The organism is Legionella rowbothamii, assembly GCF_900639985.1.
Taxonomy (GTDB): domain Bacteria; phylum Pseudomonadota; class Gammaproteobacteria; order Legionellales; family Legionellaceae; genus Legionella; species Legionella rowbothamii.
On record NZ_CAAAIM010000001.1, the window covers coordinates 1251309 to 1271492 of the forward strand.

The following is a 20184-nucleotide window of genomic DNA, read 5'->3' on the forward strand; positions in this document are numbered from 1 at the left end:
GCATGGAGGCAAGTTGATGGGGAGCGCAATGAAGCCAAACAGCAACGCTATATGTTGTTCTGTTTTGCCTCATCCATATTTAGAGAAGAAGACTCTTTAATTTCTTTTATGAATTGATTCAATAAGAGATAGAGACTATCATTTTTTGCGCTGGACTCCACAAAACTAGATATTAATCCAATAGTTTTTGTTCTCGACACTATACGTTCCTGGACGCTCTCTAGTAACTTTACGAGCTCATCCGAAGCTCTCTCGGGATCACTGCTAAGTTGCTCAATCAAATCATCTACCCATTTCGAGGTAAATTCATGCTCCACACGATGGCGCTTCAGTCGTTCAATAAATAAACTAATTCTTTCCGGAAATTCCCATTTTTTTAACTGTTCAATTGCACCAACGGGGTCAAATATCATCGAAAGATCAAGGAGTTCTTGTAACTCTTGCTCAGCTCGCTTCAATATTGTATGCAAACGACTATTTACAGAAGATGAGAAGAATAAGAAAGGACCAGTGCTGTATTCAGTATCGATTTTTTTCCTTGCTTGTTGAAACCGCTCTATAAGTTCAGCTAATGGCGTCTTTGGATTATGAAGTTTCTTTAATAAATTATTTGCAACCTCCAAGCGACCTTGGTCACTACATTGAGAAGCATAATTCTCCAATGCCCCAATAAAATATGAAGTTTTTGTACTTCTCAACTCCACTAATTCATTGGAATCACTTAGACATGAATGGCCCACTAATTGCTTAAGTACAACTGAGCACTCTTCTTTGTTTAAATTAGGAGTTATCTCTTGGAGCACAGCAAATGAATGAATAAATGTGGAGAAATTAACTGCAGAAATAGCTTGCAGCCTAGAAGTAATAGGAAGAAATTTAAGCCAATGACAAAATAGTTCTTTGTGATTAATTAAATGAGCGAACTCACCTAAGATTTTACTTGGATACTCTAAATGGTGAAGAAATATAGATAAATGTTCACTATCGCTTACCCATATTTTTAGCGGTGCCTTACAATATTCTAAGATGCTCTCATGTATTAAACATTTGCCTTCCCATTGTTGCAAAAATTTTAGCAGCGCACTAAAGGAAGTGCCGACCTTTCTTTCCTCGAAGTACCGATTAAGAAAATAAGTTTTGCTCGCTCTATCCCAAGATTGCTCCCATCTTAAATAGGTATTGGGGTTAAACCATTGGTTCAATAGTTCAAAAAGAGCATCAATCATCAGTTGGTGATGTCCTTCTGCTCGATATATAAGAAACTGTGCAAAATCAAAATCCTTAAATATCCCAGAGAGTCTCGGTTGCAAATAGGTCAACATACTAGCAAGCTGATTCGGATTTAACTTGCTCAATAGAAACACACATTGCTTACCCGATTGTATTTCATCACTCAGGCAATTTAAGTAAGATTGATCAAAACTAGCCTGAATTGTTGGTCTCAAGACTTTGTAAATCACAAAATAATATTCCGGATTTTCACAAATAAATTTTTTGAGCTCCTCCGATCGAGCCTGGATAATAATTTGTTGATTTTCTGCGGAAAAATAGCGTAATACTTCATGTATGTGTTGCACATCAAACTCGAGCAACCCTAATCTTGGATGGATACAGCCCACTACTGCTGCAAATAATTTGGGACTTATAAGTATTAACGGCAGCAAATCGTCCATATGCTGTACTTCTGGTGCTATTATTTGCGCAATCGTCAGTGTTGAATAACCTGAAAACGTCAATAATACGGCCACATGACTCCACAAATCACTGTCATCTTGCCCCAGATGTTGGCCACGTATTTTTAAAGCGCCTAGGGCTTCATCGCGTAATCTCTTTAAGTCAGGAAGCGCTTGTACTTCAGTATCCTGGCCATTAATCTTGATCGCATATAATTGCTTATGCTGCGTTAAATACTCATCAAGTGACTCTGAAATCTGCTGTGCGCAAGGCAAAATATCTGCTTCGTGTTGTCGCTGTGATTCTTCCTCAGTGAGCGCACATCCCAAACATCGTGCAAAGAGGGTTAAAAAATAGCATTCTAGAGAAACATTGGCATAACCATAATGCTGCAATGTCAAGGGAGCTACTTGTGCCTTAATATTTTCAGGTAATGATCTCCATAAAGCATAAAAACTATGGATGGGGGCTGCGAGCACCTCATTATCAGCAACAAACTCTGTGCCAGCATCCCCCACAGCCCCTCTTTTCAAGTCCTGGACCAATTTTCTAATAGCAAAACCAATACTCTGATCATCAAATTGCCGGTTATGGCTTTGCCTTAGCGCCCGCATGTATCTAAGGGTAGCTTCGCCGCCTATTTGTTCTAGGGTCAAAAAATCGCGTCCACCTAGTTTGTAGCGAAGCATCGTTGAATTTTCCTGAAAATCTGGAAACAGCGCATTAGTATTCGCCTCAGCGCTATTAAAAATTTCTGCTATTGGAATTAATTTAGTCTGAGTTTGATCTAAAGCATAATACTCAAGAGGAAAATGTCCATCATCCTCGGTATCTTCTTTAAATGAAAACATCAAGGGTCGGCATAATTTATCAACGGATGGCATTAAAATCGTCCAAATTGATTCATCAGGATGTGCAATTGCCTCCGCAACTTTAAGACAAAGCTGATTTATAGGTAAAAAAGGATGATTCAAATAGGCAATACTGCTTTTCTCACCTAGGGAGGCTCCTCGCTCAGTTAAATACCTTCTAATGAGCTCATTGACATCCTCCAGCTCTGTTTCAAAATTGAATTGCTTAGCCAAATTCTTAAAAAAATCAAAGCCAACGGTAGTTTCTAATCTCATCCAATATATTTCTTTTTCAGTTAACGCGGGTGAGAGAATAAGTGGTAACTTTTGGCATTCATCAATAAATTGCAGCAACTGCGCTTTTGATAGCATGAGCCTCTCCTAAAAATGGAGGCTAATTTTAACAGTATTTTGTCTAAAAAATAAGCATAGATCCTAATATAAGTGACAACATGAACCATGGTGTCACATTACCTCAAGGCTAAGTCATTTATTTTCACGGGAAGCGAGAACCCAGCTTGCAATCGAACCTAGCCCCAAGATCAACAAGATTACGGCCAATGACCACTGCCCATAGCCTTTAACCGCGGCAATAATGCCACTCGTTAATGCAGCAGTTAAATCTTGCAGGCTGGAATACAATGCAGCTACAGTGCCCGCCATGTGCGGAAAAGGATGAAACGCCCCGGCAAATGCATTAATAAAAGTGAACCCCGCTCCCATACAAAATATGGCAACGGGAAGGATAATGCTCCACATCGTAGTGACACCGAGTAAGGCTAAGCCCATAAGACAAGCCCCGCCAAGCGCCATAAGTAATACTCCTATAAAGACCATATAAGAGATACCCTTACGCATCACTAGCTGGCTATTAATAATGCCACTAAAACCAATAGCTGCAGCAATAAAAATCGTTAATTGACCAAATTCCATAGGTGTATATCCTAAAACATCCTGAAAGAAAAAAGGTGCAATAATCAGGTAGGAAACAATGCCTGCACAAGCAAAACAAGAGCAGAGGGTATAACCTAGGAATACTTTAGAGTGTAATAAAATAAAATAATTTGCTCGCATTACCTTAAACTTAGTCGCATCAGGGTTAAGATTTTTATTCGTTTCAGGCAAGGCACAGAACGCGAGCACCCAAATCACCAATCCAAAGCACAATAAAAATAAAAAATTAGCACGCCATCCAAATTGCTCCTGAATGTACCCACCTAAGATAGGTGAAGCAACGATAATAAAAACACTAACAATTCCGACATAAGAGCCAATTTTTGCCAAGGTTTTTCCGGTAAATAAATCACGGACTAAGGAGCGACCTACAGAACTACAACACCCAATTCCAAACCCCTGTAAAAAACGTCCAAGAATCAACATCCAAACCGAAGTAGCAAGAAAACAGCATAAACTCCCAAAAATACTTAAACCAATTCCAAACATTAGTGGTGGTTTGCGACCAATTTTATCGGATAAAGGCCCATAAAATACATGCGAAATTCCTAATCCCAGCATAAATAACGACAAGGTCATTTGAATTGCAGCTTCACTGCTATTAAAAATTTTGGTAATCGCAGGTAACGATGGTACGTATTGATCGGTGGTTGTTTGCATTAAGACCATGAGCAATAACACAACAAAAATTAAAAAGGGAGATACTATTCGACGATCGGGTTTGGACATTAAATGATCCTTGAAGTTCATCAAGCCGCAATCCACAAATCACGACTGAAAATCAAATTACATCATGCAAGAGAACAAAATAGCAAGTTAACTCTTACACAAAACAGCAGGAAGAATAATCACTTCCTGCTAAGACGTGCATCACGTAATACATCCTCAACCCTAATAGTAGTACGAGAAATCGTCAATTGCGCCATGGCATCTAAACTTTCCTCATCAAGCGATGGCAATTTCTCTATCAACGATTCACTGTAACTTAGAGCATCCGCAATGGTACATCGTTTCTCAATATCCTTATCTGTTAAAGCCTGTACCAATTTGATAATCGCCTTGTGCTTAGGAGAAGCCGAATTGGGATTAACGAGAAGCTGCGATGAGTCTGAAATAAAACTCTCGGCAAATAATTCAGGAAAGAGCACAGCAACAATGAGCCCCATGCCATAAGTATCATTTGGAAAACCTATTTTATGTACAGGATCTCGATAAAGTTCAGTATACATCGTCTTCTTAGTAGAACCATGCTTAAGCACTGAACCAAAATCAATTAATCTCAATGCTTGCCCCGGCACATCAAGAATAAAATTCAGGGGTTTAATATCATTATAAGTTCGATAACGTGAATGCAACTGATTCAGATCACGCAATGCGGTAATAATACATTTTAAACGCATGTCAAAGGGCAAATTTAGAAGCTGCGCTCTGGAATATCTCCCTAATGCCTGCCCAGGTTGCCAAGAAGAAACAACAAAAGCCACTTCTCGATCAGAAAAAAAGAAAGCCGTTCTTGAAAGTAGCCCATGATTTTTAGCCTCTCGTCGCGCAGCCTCTTTTAAATCAGATACAACACCAGATTGTATCTGCTTGATACAATAAACAGGCTCCACATCCTGAGAGGAGGAATAAGCTTGTCGAATTGTCCCTTGCCCGCCCCTAGCAAAGAGCGTATTGTCTCTACTCATCCAAAAACGATGCCCATTGGTTAAGGTAGTCTCTGTTTTTAACTGATCATCAGATCCTGTTACCTGAAAAATGTTCGTTTCAGCAGGTGAAGGTACTTTGACTAAAATTCGTTGCAGTGCGCTTGTAAAGGAAAGATTATTAAGCAAATTATGTTTTAGCAAATTATCTACTAACATGCTGATTCGCCTTAAATTATTTACAGATAAAACACCTAATTGCTGAATATTTTCCTGGTTTAACAAGCTAGCATCATGATGATGTAAACAACTTACTAAGGTAAACAGAGGCTCAGAAGGCACTCCTGCTTTTTTTTCAAGTAATTTTTTATTATAGCTCCCATAAGGCTGCTCCTTAGAAAGCATATCCAGCAACCCAATAAACTCGATAACATGCTTTTGAGAATAACGTTCCTCAGCGTCGTATGAATCAGCTTGCTCAGGAATAGAGATACCTAGTTTTCCGGCGTTCCACAGCTCTTTTAGCAAGTGATTCCTACCCATGATTACAGCACAAGTCGCCGGGGTATAACCTACCTTATTCTTTATCGCATTAAAGGAAAATTGCTTTTCATTCACTAACCACAAAACAACCGGAGAAAAACCATTCATTGCAGCAAGGTGCACCACTGTATCCCCATCCGCATTAACACAGTTCAAGCTATAACCTTTTCGATCCAGTAATTGGAGGATATCTAAATGCCCTAAACTAGTTGCTAACCAAACAGGATTTCGAACATCCCCGATCTCTCCTGCCAACTCATATACATTCGGGCCTTCATTAAGTAACCACTCGACGACCTTATAGTGATTCCCCTTTATGGCTGCTGATAGAGGAGAAAAGCCTGATTTCGCATGAACACCAAAAAAGTAATTATGCTCAAAGAACCATTTTAATAACAGCAGATGCCCATAATAAGCCGCCAATAAAACTCCATCATAGTCCTTGGCATATTGAGCAGTAATGACCTGTCGTCCCAATTGTTGATGAACCCATTCAACTATGTTGACATGACCTCCACTTATCGCAAGCAAAATCGCATTTTCTCCTTCGGTAAGAGAAAATTCAGAAAATATATTGTCATTAATTAGCCACTGCAAAATTTCAAGCTGACCTTTAGTCGCCACATATGGGACAAGTTTTAAGTGGTATTGTTCTGCGAGCATGTTTAAAGGATACTGCAGATGCATTGTTTTCAATGCCTCAAGATCGCCAAGATCAATAGCTGAAACAATTTTTGCCGCCGAGGGAAGCGAATTAGAATGAGATAATTTGCTTTGCTGGTATTGCCCCAACCACATAAGCAGCGCTCCATTCATGCTCTTGTGGGCATTCATTACCGTTTTTTCATCAAGAACAAGATTTTTAACCGTAATCAACCACTCCACTATCTCTAACTGTCCTCTCCTAGCAGCAAAATGTAAAAAACCATATAAATCAGGAGACTCACCATTGCCATACACCTGAGTCACTAACCATTGAAATACATCCAAGCTACCATAAGACAGAGCTGCCGAAAAAACCGTTGTCCCATCTTTAGCCCGCTGATTAGCAATGGGGAGGAGTCCCTGTTTTTCACATAACCATTGCAATACATTTAACGTATTATACCTTGCAGCACACATCGCAGGTGTAATGCCTGTTGCGCTTCGCTCATTCAAAAAAGTAGGCTTTTTCTCATACACATAATTCAGTAGCTCCAGCTGCCCATTGGCTACAGCAAGGTTTATAGTCCCATCTCCATGCATGTTTTTAACGTCCAAAGGTACCTTGAGAAACTCCACCATCCATTTAACCAGCACAACATGCCCATTTCTCGCCGCACATAATAAAGGCGGATTACCCCAGCAATCACTAACATTTACATCATAGTCTTGTGCTACTAACCATTTGAACAATTCCAAATGTCCGTAGATTGCTGCAAATAAAACAATGTCTAATTGTTCTACAGTGGTTCGCTGAGCAGCTAGAACCTTGGATCCCAGACAAGACTGCAACCATATTAGGATATTCTTATGGCCATGTATGGCTGCAATCAAAATCGAATTTAGATCCTTAAGCCCATTGATATCAAATGCATTTTCTGTAAACGATGATTCCGTTGCTATACCTTGTTTAAAAAACCACTGTAAAATATTAAGCCGCCCCACCATAGCCGCATACTGAACCATGGTTAGCTTATATTTTGGATCTTTGATACTCGCGGTATTTGCAGAACTAATTAAATGCATGGTGTAAGGCTCTAGCGCTGACACATCACCACGCTCAATGCTTTGGAAAATCGTTTCAATGTCTTTTGTTAATAACGTGTACTTCTTGACTCCAGTAAAACGAAAAGGGTTTTGTTGTTTACTATACATGTAAATAAGATCCTTAGGATTTAAAAGCAAAAATGGGACATTTTAAGTGTCAATAATATTACGTCATGAACAAAATAAACTCAATAAATCAGCCCTTTACCTCCGCAGTGGTTCTGCTATGATAAGTTTTAATAAATAGGCGATTATATTTAAAGGATTAACACCATGACGCACGACGATTTTAAAAAAAAATCCAAAGGACACATAGTCCTATCTTCTCATCCTTCAGTCCACTCTGCTCCATCGCTAAAAATTAAATGGGGTGCTCCCACAGCTAAAGAGCGGGGGCCAATTATTGCCTCCTTAACGAATATTCGTAATCGTAATGCAGTGGGCACGCATTCTGGTTCTTATTCAGTGTATCGAGCACTTGCTGTGGCAGCTGGTGTTTTAGATCCAGAACACGTTCCGGACCTGACCGACACAACCCCACCTGTCTCTATTGGCCCACATGCACAATGGCATAACCCACAAAAAATTATTTCATTAGATCCCTGGGGACACATAGTTGCCACAGAGTTTGCAGAGGAAATTCAGGCCGGTTATGACATTAGACCCACAATTGCAGTAACCAAAGCCCATATTAATATTCCCGAATTACATACTGCCATGCAAAAAGGACGGCTCAAACCAGATGGAAAAATATTAAAAGAATCAGGCGATGTGACCGTGACCAAAGCAGCAATCGAGCCGGTTTGGTATTTACCAGGAATTGCTGAGCGTTTTCAAGTTTCAGAATCCACCCTACGCCGCACCCTATTTGAACAAACCGCTGGTATGTTTCCAGAATTAGTAACTCGTACCGACCTTGATGTCTTTTTACCGCCAATTGGAGGGCTTACCGCGTATTTCTTTGGTGATGTAACGACCATCCATGATCCTAAAATAGAATTAACTTGTCGTATTCACGATGAATGTAATGGTTCGGATGTATTTGGGTCAGACATTTGTACCTGCAGACCTTATTTAACCCATGGTATCGAGCTCTGCATTGAATCGGCCCAAAAAGGAGGAGCAGGGCTTATCGTTTATAATCGCAAGGAAGGTAGAGCCTTAGGGGAGGTCACTAAGTTTCTAGTATATAACGCACGTAAACGCCAAAAAGGTGGTGATACGGCAGCTAAGTACTTTGAACGTACTGAGTGCGTTGCTGGAGTTCAAGACATGCGTTTTCAAGAGCTTATGTCTGATGTCCTCCACTGGCTTGGTATTACCAAAATTCACCGTTTTGTTTCGATGTCCAATATGAAATACGATGCCCTCATTAAATCGGGAATCGAGGTCATTGAGCGAGTCACGATTCCTGATGAACTAGTTCCTCCTGATGCCCAAGTAGAAATGAATGCAAAACGTGCTGCAGGCTATTATTCACCAGAACGTATCGTCGACATTAATGAATTAGCTGAAACCAAAGGACGTGAGCTTCATGAATAAGGAACAACAAACACAAGATCCCGTATTAACTATGCTTCGCGATCCACGTACTATACGCCATCGCGCTCATGCCATTTTGGAACTTGCCAAACAAAACAAACTTAATCATTTTAGCTTGCAGCCAGAACAAATGGCTGCGACTGCTTCATTTGTTACTGAAGTAATTCAAGAACAATACCCCGATTTAGATATCCCCTATCACAGTCGCTGGCGTCATTTTGAGGCAGGAGGTATTGATCGCATCAAAAAAATGCAGGAACAACTCAGTCCACTCAGTCCTGCAGAGCGAGGAAAGATTCTTTATGAATTGGTAATTATCAGTGTGTTTTTAGATGCTGGAGCCGGTCCTTCATGGAGTTATAAAGAGCGAGCCTCTGAAAAAGAATTTTCACGTTCAGAAGGCTTAGCTCTAGCAAGCCTAAACATTTATCAAAGTGGGGGCTTTAGCACTCATCCCCACGAACTATTCAGGGTAGACGCTCAACGCTTAATCGAATTTAGTGAACAGGATCTGCAACATGGTTTTCAAATCACGAATAGCAATCCTCTTGAAGGTGTTTCAGGGAGAGTCGCTTTATTAAACCGCTTAGGAAAAGCGATACAAGAAAATACTGAATATTTTGGTGAAGCTGGACGTTTGGGTGATTTCTATACCTATGTCAGTTCAATGGCAACACATGGCCAGCTGGAAGCTGCACAAATTTTTCAAGCAGTACTAGGCGCTTTCAATACGATATGGCCAGCACGGCTTAGTTATCAAGGTGTAGCCCTGGGTGATGTGTGGCTGCATAGTGCATTAAAAAGCCAAACCTTAGGCTCGGAATATGTCCCCTTTCATAAATTATCGCAATGGCTCACATACTCACTTATGGAACCCTTAGAGCAGGCTGGAATTAAGGTGACACAGCTTGAAGCATTAACCGGCTTACCCGAATATCGCAACGGGGGATTATTGATTGACACAGGTTTGCTTCGAGTTAAAGATCAGAATGCCTTACAGCAAGCCCATGATCCCAGTTCGGAACTGGTAGTGGAATGGCGCGCCTTAACCGTAGCCTTATTAGATGAGCTTGCTGACTTAATTAGAAAAAATCTACACAAAAGTACTCAAGAGTTACCACTTGCAAAAATCTTGCAAGGAGGTACCTGGGAAGCAGGACGGCGTATTGCCAGGGAAAAACGTAATCAAGGTACCCCTCCACTACAAATTATAAGTGATGGTACTGTATTTTAGGAGTTATCATGCAAAATCAAGAAGTTGTGGTAGTAAATCATCCGTTAATTCAACACAAATTAACGATTATGCGCCAAAAAGAAACCAGCTGCGTAAAGTTTCGCACCTTGATGCATGAAGTAAGCATGTTGTTGGCCTATGAAATTACTCGCGATCTGGAAATAGAATATGCCGACATTGAAACACCGATGACAACAATGCGATCTCCAGTCCTCAAAGGCAAAAAAATGGTGTTTGTTTCTATTTTACGTGCGGGAAATGGTCTAGTTGATGGTATGTTACAGCTTGTCCCGACTGCTCGCATCGGCCATATTGGCTTATATCGTGATCCCAAAACCTTAGAAGCTATTGAATATTACATTAAATTACCCGAGCACATGCACGATCGTGATGTAATTGTTGTAGATCCGATGCTTGCTACTGGAAACTCAGCAATCGCTGCAGTTAAAGAAATTAAAGAGAGGGAACCCAAATCCATTAAGTTCCTCTGCCTACTTGCCGCTCCCGAAGGCATAGCTACCTTCCATGACGAACACCCCGACGTTCCCATCTTCACTGCTGCCATTGACGAGCAATTGAATGAGAAAGGGTACATCATCCCAGGTTTAGGTGATGCTGGAGACAGACTCTATGGAACGAAATTAGACTATTAATAAATACGAAGCCCGTCTTACTCCAGTGAAGACGGGCTTCGTATCCAACGCTTTACAATGCTAACCAATCTGTAGTATTAAAGTAATATGCAGCATAAAAATATCATTTTTGTTGAAGAATTAGACACAAAATGATAGTATTATGTACAATTAGGACCTCTTTGTATTCGGAACAGTGATACAAGCCCGTTTTAAGGTAAGATGTATGGCGATAAATGAATCAGTGACAGTACCCATATCGGGAGCAAATCAAAGCTCTACTCCTTGGGAAAAACAAGATACAGTTTGGATGCTAAGTCTTTACGGTACTGCAGTAGGTGCAGGAACTCTTTTCCTCCCTATTGACGCTGGCTTAAATGGCATTTTACCCTTAATTATCATGACCATATTGGCTTTTCCGATGACGTACTTTTCGCATCGAGCCTTATGTCGATTTGTTTTGTCTGGCTCCTCCGCGCAAAACAACATTACAGATGTGGTGGAAGAGCACTTTGGTACGTTTTCTGGCCGAATTCTAACGGCCTTATATTTTTTTGCAATTTACCCCATCTTGTTAATGTATAGCGTCGCTATTACGAATACTGTAGAGAGTTTTCTGGTTAACCAAGTGGACGTCTCCGCCCCACCCCGAGCTCTTTTAGCAATTATTCTCATACTTGCTCTAATGGCAATCATCCGTTTTGGCCAAGAATTTATTGTAAAATCAATGTCACTAATGGTTTACCCCTTCGCGACTATTTTACTATTCCTATCTTTATATTTAATTCCCAATTGGAATAATGCCATTTTGCAACACAGTAATTCCTTACATGCAAATGGTGGGAATGGGCTCCTAATGACCCTATGGTTAGTTATTCCCGTCATGGTATTTTCCTTTAATCACTCACCCATTATTTCTTCTTTTGCGGTCAGCCAAAAAGAGCGCCATGGTGCTGCAGCGGATGAACGTTGTACCGATATAATGAAATACAGCCATTTAATGATGGTTTTTTCGGTCATGTTTTTTGTATTCAGCTGTGTATTTAGCCTATCTCCTCAAGATTTAATGCAAGCGAAACAACAAAATATTTCTATTTTGTCTTATCTTGCGAATCATTTTAAAACCCCATTAATCGCGTGCATCGCTCCAATTATTGCTTTTATTGCTATTTCCAAGTCTTTTTTGGGCCATTACCTAGGGGCTAAAGAAGGCCTAAGCAGCATTATTGTTAACTCATTAAAATCGTCTGGAAAGACTATTAGTAAAGATAAACTGCAATTGATTATCGAAGTATTTATGATTATTACTTGTTGGATCACAGCCACCATTAATCCGAATATACTCAAAATTATTGAAACCCTGGGTGGGCCGGTTATTGCGGTACTGTTATTCATTATGCCGATGTATGCTATTGCAAAAGTACCTGCAATGCAAAAATATCGCATCCACAAAATCAGCAATCTGTTCACCATTACTATGGGCGTGATTGCAATTTCTGCGATTGTTTACGGATTGCTTTAAATTTATATCGTTTGCTAGGCTCAAAAGCCCAGCAAACGATGCTTGCACTAGGCCCAATCCTTATTAGCGTTTCAGCCCCGTATTCACCTCTTCGTTTCGTCCTACACTTGCCTCCACGCACCTAGATATGAAACAATTGAACAAATTACTCATGCAGTTGCATTAAATGCACAGTGAATTTCATTATTTACCTATAGAAAACATCCAAGCAGGTCAATATCAACCTCGACAAGACTTCAATCCCGACGCCTTAAAAGAATTGGCACAATCCATTGCTTCTCAAGGCTTAATCGAACCACTTATCGTACGTTCTATAGCCAAAGAGCGTTATGAAATTATTGCCGGCGAGCGACGTTGGCGTGCCGCGAAAATAGCGGGAATGCAACAAGTTCCCTGCTTAATAGGCAATTACAATGACAAACAAGCCTGTGCACTGACCTTGGTTGAAAACATCCAACGCGAAGATTTAAATCTCATTGAAGAAGCCGGTGCCTATCGTCGTTTAATGGATGAATTTAACTACCATCAAGATGAAATTGCTACATTGGTGGGCAAATCACGGAGTCATATCGCTAATATCTTGCGTTTATTAAGCCTAACTCCTTTTGTTAAAGATTATCTTCGCGATCGCGCCCTAAGCTTAGGACATGCTCGCACCTTGATTGGCTTAAACCCAATGGACCAAGAATATTTAGCTGAGCAGGCGGTACAGGAACAATGGTCTGTTCGTCAATTAGAACAGGCTGTGAAAGAACAAAAGAGCAAAAACTCAACGCCGGTGAAGAATAACAAAAAAGATCGTGACATTGAGCGCTTACAAACTATTTTGGCAGAGCAAGTAGGCGCCCCTGTAGAAATAATCGACGATAATGGCGATGGCGGCTGGCTTAAAGTGAAATTTTTTAACAATGACACGCTTGCAGGGCTTTTGGAGCGCCTGGGCTTACGATATGATTAAGATCTGCTTCCAGAAGCAGCCTCTAACCCTAATAAAAACAATTATCCTAAAAAAAGGAACCAACATTGATAAAACGGATGCTAACTGGCTTGTGTTTGCTGGCGTTATCGTCAGGCTCTCAAAGTGGCAGTGTACAAAGTGACGTAGACGCATTAATTAAGCGAGTAAACCCTAATGTCAATCTTGGCATAGTCGTTATTGATTTAACCTCCGGGGAAACCTTATATCGCCGCAATGCGGACCGTTTTTACATCCCAGCCAGCAATATGAAACTGTTTTCTGAAGCAGCGGCATTGATGGTGCTCGGTCCAGATTATCATTTTACCAATCAATTAAGCATCAGTTCTGGAAAAGTGCAGCAAGGTGTATTACATGGTGATATTTACCTAAAGCTCAGTGGCGATCCCTCCTTCTCACGTGATGATTTAAAAGAATTACTTTCTGCTTTAAAAGACTGGGACATCCACGCCATTCAAGGCAATGTCTATATTGATAGCAACCTAGCGAATGTCGATGCCTATCCCCCAGGATGGCTGAGCACTGATTTATCTTATAGTTATGGTGCCCCTAACGCTCCGGTGATGATTGACGCGAACCGATTAACTGTCACGGTAAACCCTGGAGCCAAAGCAGGCGATCAGGCAATTGTTGAAGCAAATGATAACGGTGCTGCCATCAGCATTAACAATCAGGCCATCACTAAGGCTAATGCAGAGGGGTGTGGTGTGGGCTTTTCATTAGACCAAGAAAATCACCTCACTGCTCGTGGCTGTGTAGGGGTAGGTCAATGGGCCGTACAGCAACGAATGGCAATAAAAAATCCTCTAGCTTATGCCCAAGGAATGATTAAAAATAATTTAACCCAAGCCAATATTCAACTTAATGGCCAAGTTCAATTAGGTAAAACACCTGCAGGAGCGTTATTAATTGCCAACCAACAATCAAAAGCCTTATCTGAGTTGATGGCAGACACGCTCAAGCCATCCGATAATTTATACGCTGACAGTTTATATTTACACGCTGCAGCCAAACTCAATGGTGCTCCGGTGAACTGGAAAGAGGCCGAACCACTTATCAAAAGCTTTTTACAAACACAAACTGGAATTGATTTTAGTCGTTCTATATTTACAGATGGCTCAGGACTATCCCGCTATAGTTTGGTAACGCCTGAACAAACGATTTCGCTATTAACGTTTTTATACCAACGCTTCCCTCTTGCTTATGAGTACATTGCCGCTTTACCTGTTTCTGGGCGTGATGGAACCCTACAAAAGCGATTCCGTGTTCCCACACAACAAGGTTTTGTACGAGCAAAAACGGGTACGATGACTGGAATAAATAGCCTATCTGGTTACTTATATACTGCCAATGGTCATACCTTGGCTTTTGCCATGTATGTGAATAGACAACCAGGGAAATCATCAGGCCCTGGACGCCCAGTATTAGATGCTTTATGTACTTATTTTCTTAAACTTAGCCCCGTAATAAATCACGCGCCCCAGCTTGTGACTGCCCATAAACCCGTTAATTTTCAATTAAAACCGAACCAAATAGAACGGCAGAAAGCACATCAGGCAAAATGGAGACGCTTAGAGTCAGCGATACGTACTGTGCTTCGTGGTCAAGCAGTGAGTATTATCTACCGTGGCGATGAATTGGTGGTAACGGATAATCTATCAGATGCCAATAAGGTATGGGCATCACTGCAATCCGTCGTGCAAAAATATCCTTTTGCCGTGATGTTGTCCTCTAAAACCCTAGCCATTAATCCTGCGGCTAAACCCGCATTACTGTGGGTGCAATCTAAAGATACGAACAACCAAGCAGTGCGCGTGTGGACGATTAAGGAATCCGCATAAAAAATATGCATATAGAACAAAAATGGCCTTTTTGAGCTGCTTGAGTGTATAATACTGAGGGATAACTTCCTAGCCTGGATGGAAGCGTGGCGCAATCCGGGATCAACGCCAGCTCAAGCTTTGATCCCGGACTACCTACCCAAGCCCGGGCGAAGTTGAACTCCCTTAACATCTATTTTGGAGAAAAAATTGAGCTTTGTAATCCGTAGCGTGCTCCTCACCTTTTTCCTATTAAGCTTCACATATGCAGCCCCAATACAATTTTTAACGGTGAGCGATATCCATTATGGCGCTAAAAATAGCCTAGGCGATGGCCAAGACGCCGGACCCGAGCTGCTTAAACTTACCGAAAATAAAATAAAAGAATTAAGTCCTACGGTAAATTTTATCCTTTTTTTAGGTGATATTCCTGCTCATGCTCTGCTGTTTACCGCAGCGAAAGCAGAATATGAAAAAACCGTTTTTCAAAGCTTATATCGCAGTGATGTAGCTCAAAAACCTATATTTTATATTCCAGGAAATAATGATTCTCTGCAAGGAAACTATCAACCTTTTGAAAAAAATGGTATTTCTCCATTGACCTATGCTACTGATTGGGATGGGGCTTGTGCTCATTGTAAAGGTTTAATAATTGATGACAGCCACATGTATCACGATGGCTACTATTCCAGCTATGTTATTCCTAATAACAAAGAGGTTATCCTATTCGCCTTAAATGCTACCCAATGGACTAAAATATCTTGGTTAAGACATGGATTTTTATCTAAATACAAAAACCAAGACGCCGATGCACAAACGCAATTAGGCTGGCTAGAAGAACAATTAAAAAGCCACAGTGCAAAACAATTACTTATTGCGATGCATGAACCACCAGGGCGCTCTTACCTAGGAGAACCTATTTGGTATGAACAATATGAACAAGATTTTATAAAAATATTAAACAAATACAGTAACTTATATGGCCAAATTACCTTGCTGAGCTCCCACACCCATATGGAAGAATTCCGCAGAATTCGATTAGACAATGGAATGAATTTATACGATTATGCCACTCCAAGTATCAGCCGTAATCACCATAACTACTCTGCACTTAAAATATTTAGCTTAACCCCAGAATTGCGAATCAAAGACTTTACCACCTACTACACGAGTTCATTGCATGAATGGAAGAATGAACAATATCATGCTCTGGGCACCCTAGATCCTATTTTACCTAATTGCCAAAATCAAACATTGGCAGAATGCTTAGATCAATTAAGTCCAGACCAAGTCTGTGAGGACTTGGATAAAGGGGCATTTTATGGGGTAAAAAACCCTAATGTATCAGATAACAACTGTAAAAAAATCTTTACTGTAAACTAAGAAATTCAGCATTAGCTCGCAAAACCTTCGTGTGTGCGTTCAGGCTTAGCATTCGCTGGGTATGTTTTATTTAACTCAAAAAATTGCATATCCCAGCGCTTAAAAACCGGATGAAGAAGGCTTCGTAGCAACATCACTTAAAAGCTCTTCTTCGTCTTTTTTCTGTGAGTTATATTTATCTTTAAAATCTTTAAATTTTTCCGTGCCCTCGGCTCCATATTCAGGCATTTTGGGATTTACTTGCTCTGAGGAATTAAGGGCTTCTTGATCTGCTTTTGCCGCAGCATTATTTACATAACCAACCCCATAACCAAAGAACCGAAAAGTCGATGTAACACTTTGACCTAGAGTCGATATCATTGTAGGAACTTGAGAAGCTACATTAATTGCGGCTGCGGTAATCATTTGCCCGATGAGCTTATTATGATTTTGGATTACATTGAGGCCTAAACCATCGTCGATGACCTCACTATATCCCATTTGAGAGTTTAGAATATATGTATTACAAGCATGATAACCAGGAATATTTTCGACATTAATACCGTTGCCTTGAGCAAATGATTCAAACGCTGAGCCTGCATGCAGTACTTTTTTTGCCTCAGCAGCAATATCACTAATCTCACTTTGATAGGGGTCAATAGTCAACATAAGGTAATTAAATGCTTCGCCTCCAGCGATTATTAAGTTCTCTTTGGTTAAATACCCCTTGATACTTTGACCGACAAAATCACATCCTTGTTGAAAATAGTTACCTTTAGATTTAACCTCTTCTTCCTTTTTGATCTCTTCCCTAGTAAGATTATCGTGATGGCTTTTGTATCGATTTCTCTTTCTTTTACCCATGGCCATACCAACAAAAACACAGTGCGTACATTAATTATACACAAGGATCGTTTGATGCGCATAATGAAGCCGGAATTTTTGTACTCCCACATAGTATTTATACCTATTGATTAACAAAATGAACTGTCTGCATACAATTATGCAGATAAATACTGGTGATAAAAGATGAACTCAGATACTCGAAGATTTATTGTTGGCCATCCTGGAGCAGGCAAAATTTTATTAACAAAAACTATTTCCGAAAATCTCGGTTGGAACTATATCGATGCAGATGAGCAAGTTATCTATTTACAGCTTAATCGACAAATCCAAATGACTCGCCTAGCCCAAAACCAACAACCATTTTTATTAGATGGTACACTTGAAGAGTTCCTATAAAAACACCATGAGCAACGAAATCATCTCTATGAAGAACTGTCTACATTCAAAATTGATAGTAATGATCATAATTTCGAAGCACACGTCGATTCTGTGCTTCAATTAATAGCTTCTTCGATTGATAGCGTTTAGATCTAATAAATTATCAGTTGGTAAGCAATTCAGTTCCTGCTACTATAATTTTATTTCTTAAAGAATTTAATCATGAAAAACAATCAATTTGATCTAATCGTTATTGGGGGCGGTAGTGGTGGTATTGCCAGTGCGGTGCGAGCAGCAAAGCACGGAGCCAAAGTAGCAGTAGTTGAACCTAACCATTTAGGTGGAACCTGCGTTAATTTAGGTTGTGTTCCTAAAAAAATGATGTTTAATGCCTCTATGATGGCAGAAACAATGCATCGAGCACCGGATTATGGCTTTGATCCCGTTGCAGTTAAATTAGATTGGAATGATTTAGTTAACAAACGTAACGCATATATTGATCGCCTAAGAGCAAGTTATACAAAACGTTTTGAACAATTTAAAATTACCCACATTCAGGGTTATGGCGCATTTCATGATAAAAACTCAGTGGAAGTAAACGAACAAATTTACCATGCACATCATATCATTATTGCCACTGGTGGCGAGCCTGTCATTCCCATGCTCACAGGCATGAAGCATGTAATTGATTCTGATGGTTTTTTTTCATTAACGAAACAACCTGAAAAAGTAGCCATCATTGGAAGTGGCTATATTGGAGTTGAACTGGCCGGGGTATTAAATGGTCTCGGTTCTGAAACTCATTTACTTATGAGAGGAGAAAAACCTCTCAGTCGTTTTGATCATGTTTTAGGTGATACTCTTTTAGAAGTTATGCAACAACAAGGGATCCATGTACATCAAAATCATAGAGCATGTGAAGTAACTCTACATAGTGATGGTAGAAAAGCCATAGCCTGCAAAAGCGGCGCCCTGCTTTCTGATTTGGATGTGATCATTGCTGCAGTAGGTAGAAAGCCTAGAACTCATACTTTAAATTTAAATGCCGTAGAAGTTAAAACTGATGAACATGGATTAGTGCTGGTTGATGCATTCCAAAATACCAGTACACAAGGAATTTATGCGATTGGGGATGTTACTGAGGCACCCGCTCTCACTCCAGTGGCTATAGCTGCCGGACGCAGACTGGCTGATCGCTTATTTGGTGAGCAACCGGATTCTCATTTAAATTATGACTATATTTCATCTGTGGTATTTAGCCACCCTCCTGTTGGAACAGTAGGGCTAACTGAAGAGCAAGCAATAAAAAAATATGGTAAGGAACAGATTAAAATCTATCAGACACGTTTTAATTCCATGTACTATGCTTCAAGTGATGATAAGATTCCAACAGTCATGAAACTAGTAACCCTTGGCAAGGAAGAGCGAATAATTGGTTTGCATGTAATCGGCTTAGGTGCAGATGAAATGTTGCAGGGTTTTGGTGTGGCAGTAAAAATGGGTGCATGTAAAAAGGATTTTGATAACACAGTTGCTATTCACCCAACAAGTGCTGAAGAATTTGTAACTATGGTGTAATAAAGATGAATCATTCTATTCGTAGTTTCCAGGGCAAAAGCCCTACCCTAGGTAATAAAGTCTATATAGACTCACAAGCCGCTGTAATTGGTGATGTAACTTTAGGAGATGATGTTTCCATTTGGCCAATGGCGGTTTTACGTGGGGATGTAAACTTCATAAAAATAGGTAATGCCTGCAGTATTCAAGATGGTGCGATTCTCCACGTTACTCATGATGGTCCTTATACTTCAGGAGGTAAGCCTTTGATTTTAGGTCAAGGGATTACTGTGGGACATCAAGCAGTATTGCATGGTTGTACGATCGATGATTATTGCCTCATTGGGATGGGGGCTCTCATTTTAGATGCCGTTCATATTCAACATCACGTTATGGTTGCAGCAGGGAGTGTGGTTTCTCCAGGAAAAATTCTAGAAAGCGGCTATTTATACCTTGGAAATCCCGCACGTGCGGTACGAAAACTAACAGCAACCGAGTTAGAGCAATTAGATTATTCTGCTCGGCATTATGTGCGTCTAAAAGATAGGTATTTAAATCAGTAGGGGCATAACCTGACTGCCAGCAGCAACAGGTTTTCCTTAACAGCCGCTATGGCAGAGCTTGGAACCAGCATTTAAGCTGCATTTCTCCGACATTTTCTGTATAAAATAGCAACTCGAAGCATAAAACTTGGATTGCTTCACTTTTTCCGCACTAGCGAGTGTTTTTTTATTTAGTTAATTTCCCGATTAGCTCTCTTTCAGCCCTTGAGGCTTGTTTCTAACCTGTAGATTAGGCCTATGACCCAACAAAGCATCTAGCCGCGCCAGCGCGCTATGTTGGGCGATAGGCCCAATCTACGTCAATGCAAGGATGTGCGGGAGAAATAGGGTTAATT

General features: G+C 40.4%; 14 protein-coding genes. 10 read left to right on the forward strand and 4 right to left on the reverse strand.

The window, feature by feature from the left end; translation table 11 throughout:
* Nucleotides 1-47 precede the first annotated feature (47 nt).
* The 3 genes from E1P08_RS05320 to E1P08_RS05330 all read right to left on the reverse strand — a co-directional run bounded on the left by E1P08_RS05320 (nt 48) and on the right by E1P08_RS05330 (nt 7525).
* Nucleotides 48-2897, reverse strand: a complete 2850-nt coding sequence (locus E1P08_RS05320; RefSeq protein ID WP_133135945.1) for a hypothetical protein — start codon at nt 2895-2897, stop codon at nt 48-50.
* Nucleotides 2898-3011: 114 nt separating this feature from the next.
* On the reverse strand, nt 3012-4208 hold the full coding sequence (locus E1P08_RS05325; protein ID WP_133135946.1) for a multidrug effflux MFS transporter: 1197 nt from the start codon (nt 4206-4208) through the stop codon (nt 3012-3014).
* Between the two features lie 119 nt (nt 4209-4327).
* Complete coding sequence (locus E1P08_RS05330; RefSeq protein ID WP_133135947.1) at nt 4328-7525, reverse strand: ankyrin repeat domain-containing protein; 3198 nt, start codon at nt 7523-7525, stop codon at nt 4328-4330.
* A gap of 165 nt (nt 7526-7690) precedes the next feature.
* Between E1P08_RS05330 and E1P08_RS05335 the strand changes: the two genes are divergently transcribed.
* The 7 genes from E1P08_RS05335 to E1P08_RS05365 all read left to right on the forward strand — a co-directional run bounded on the left by E1P08_RS05335 (nt 7691) and on the right by E1P08_RS05365 (nt 16526).
* A complete protein-coding gene (locus tag E1P08_RS05335) occupies nt 7691-8959 on the forward strand; it encodes a GTP cyclohydrolase II (protein WP_133135948.1) in 1269 nt (422 codons plus the stop codon).
* A complete protein-coding gene (locus E1P08_RS05340) occupies nt 8952-10193 on the forward strand; it encodes a URC4/urg3 family protein (protein ID WP_133135949.1) in 1242 nt (413 codons plus the stop codon). The genes E1P08_RS05335 and E1P08_RS05340 overlap by 8 nt, the downstream gene beginning before the upstream one ends.
* An 8-nt stretch (nt 10194-10201) precedes the next feature.
* Nucleotides 10202-10846: a uracil phosphoribosyltransferase gene (upp, locus tag E1P08_RS05345; protein WP_133135950.1), complete on the forward strand. Its 645-nt coding sequence runs from the start codon at nt 10202-10204 to the stop codon at nt 10844-10846.
* A gap of 205 nt (nt 10847-11051) precedes the next feature.
* Entirely contained in the window at nt 11052-12347 is a 1296-nt protein-coding gene (locus E1P08_RS05350) for a serine/threonine transporter (RefSeq protein WP_133135951.1), read from the forward strand.
* Nucleotides 12348-12513: 166 nt separating this feature from the next.
* Nucleotides 12514-13305, forward strand: a complete 792-nt coding sequence (locus E1P08_RS05355; RefSeq protein ID WP_133135952.1) for a ParB/RepB/Spo0J family partition protein — start codon at nt 12514-12516, stop codon at nt 13303-13305.
* Between the two features lie 68 nt (nt 13306-13373).
* Nucleotides 13374-15164, forward strand: a complete 1791-nt coding sequence (dacB, locus tag E1P08_RS05360; RefSeq protein WP_133136010.1) for a D-alanyl-D-alanine carboxypeptidase/D-alanyl-D-alanine endopeptidase — start codon at nt 13374-13376, stop codon at nt 15162-15164.
* A 189-nt stretch (nt 15165-15353) separates the two neighbouring features.
* On the forward strand, nt 15354-16526 hold the full coding sequence (locus E1P08_RS05365) for a metallophosphoesterase (protein ID WP_133135953.1): 1173 nt from the start codon (nt 15354-15356) through the stop codon (nt 16524-16526).
* 99 nt (nt 16527-16625) lie between these two features.
* Here E1P08_RS05365 and E1P08_RS05370 read toward each other — a convergent pair whose 3' ends face one another.
* Nucleotides 16626-17369 carry a hypothetical protein gene (locus E1P08_RS05370; protein ID WP_133135954.1) on the reverse strand — a complete coding sequence of 248 codons (744 nt, stop codon included), beginning with the start codon at nt 17367-17369 and terminating at the stop codon, nt 16626-16628.
* Nucleotides 17370-17534: 165 nt separating this feature from the next.
* Between E1P08_RS05370 and E1P08_RS05375 the strand changes: the two genes are divergently transcribed.
* The 3 genes from E1P08_RS05375 to E1P08_RS05385 all read left to right on the forward strand — a co-directional run bounded on the left by E1P08_RS05375 (nt 17535) and on the right by E1P08_RS05385 (nt 19849).
* On the forward strand, nt 17535-17747 hold the full coding sequence (locus E1P08_RS05375) for a P-loop NTPase family protein (protein ID WP_133135955.1): 213 nt from the start codon (nt 17535-17537) through the stop codon (nt 17745-17747).
* A gap of 204 nt (nt 17748-17951) precedes the next feature.
* The gene (gorA, locus tag E1P08_RS05380; protein ID WP_133135956.1) at nt 17952-19307 is read left to right on the forward strand and encodes a glutathione-disulfide reductase; all 1356 of its coding nucleotides are present in this window, start codon (nt 17952-17954) and stop codon (nt 19305-19307) included.
* A 5-nt stretch (nt 19308-19312) separates the two neighbouring features.
* Nucleotides 19313-19849 (forward strand): gamma carbonic anhydrase family protein, encoded by a 537-nt coding sequence (locus E1P08_RS05385; protein WP_133135957.1) that lies wholly within the window; start codon nt 19313-19315, stop codon nt 19847-19849.
* Nucleotides 19850-20184 lie beyond the last annotated feature (335 nt).

Bases quoted from the DNA above. Each gene is read 5' to 3' on its own strand.
- E1P08_RS05320 (WP_133135945.1), bottom strand. From the start codon at position 2,897: ATGCTATCAAAAGCGCAGTTGCTGCAATTTATTGATGAATGCCAAAAG.
- E1P08_RS05325 (WP_133135946.1), bottom strand. From the start codon at position 4,208: ATGTCCAAACCCGATCGTCGAATAGTATCTCCCTTTTTAATTTTTGTT.
- E1P08_RS05330 (WP_133135947.1), bottom strand. From the start codon at position 7,525: ATGTATAGTAAACAACAAAACCCTTTTCGTTTTACTGGAGTCAAGAAG.
- E1P08_RS05335 (WP_133135948.1), top strand. From the start codon at position 7,691: ATGACGCACGACGATTTTAAAAAAAAATCCAAAGGACACATAGTCCTA.
- E1P08_RS05340 (WP_133135949.1), top strand. From the start codon at position 8,952: ATGAATAAGGAACAACAAACACAAGATCCCGTATTAACTATGCTTCGC.
- upp (WP_133135950.1), top strand. From the start codon at position 10,202: ATGCAAAATCAAGAAGTTGTGGTAGTAAATCATCCGTTAATTCAACAC.
- E1P08_RS05350 (WP_133135951.1), top strand. From the start codon at position 11,052: ATGGCGATAAATGAATCAGTGACAGTACCCATATCGGGAGCAAATCAA.
- E1P08_RS05355 (WP_133135952.1), top strand. From the start codon at position 12,514: ATGCACAGTGAATTTCATTATTTACCTATAGAAAACATCCAAGCAGGT.
- E1P08_RS05370 (WP_133135954.1), bottom strand. From the start codon at position 17,369: ATGGGTAAAAGAAAGAGAAATCGATACAAAAGCCATCACGATAATCTT.
- E1P08_RS05375 (WP_133135955.1), top strand. From the start codon at position 17,535: ATGAACTCAGATACTCGAAGATTTATTGTTGGCCATCCTGGAGCAGGC.
- gorA (WP_133135956.1), top strand. From the start codon at position 17,952: ATGAAAAACAATCAATTTGATCTAATCGTTATTGGGGGCGGTAGTGGT.
- E1P08_RS05385 (WP_133135957.1), top strand. From the start codon at position 19,313: ATGAATCATTCTATTCGTAGTTTCCAGGGCAAAAGCCCTACCCTAGGT.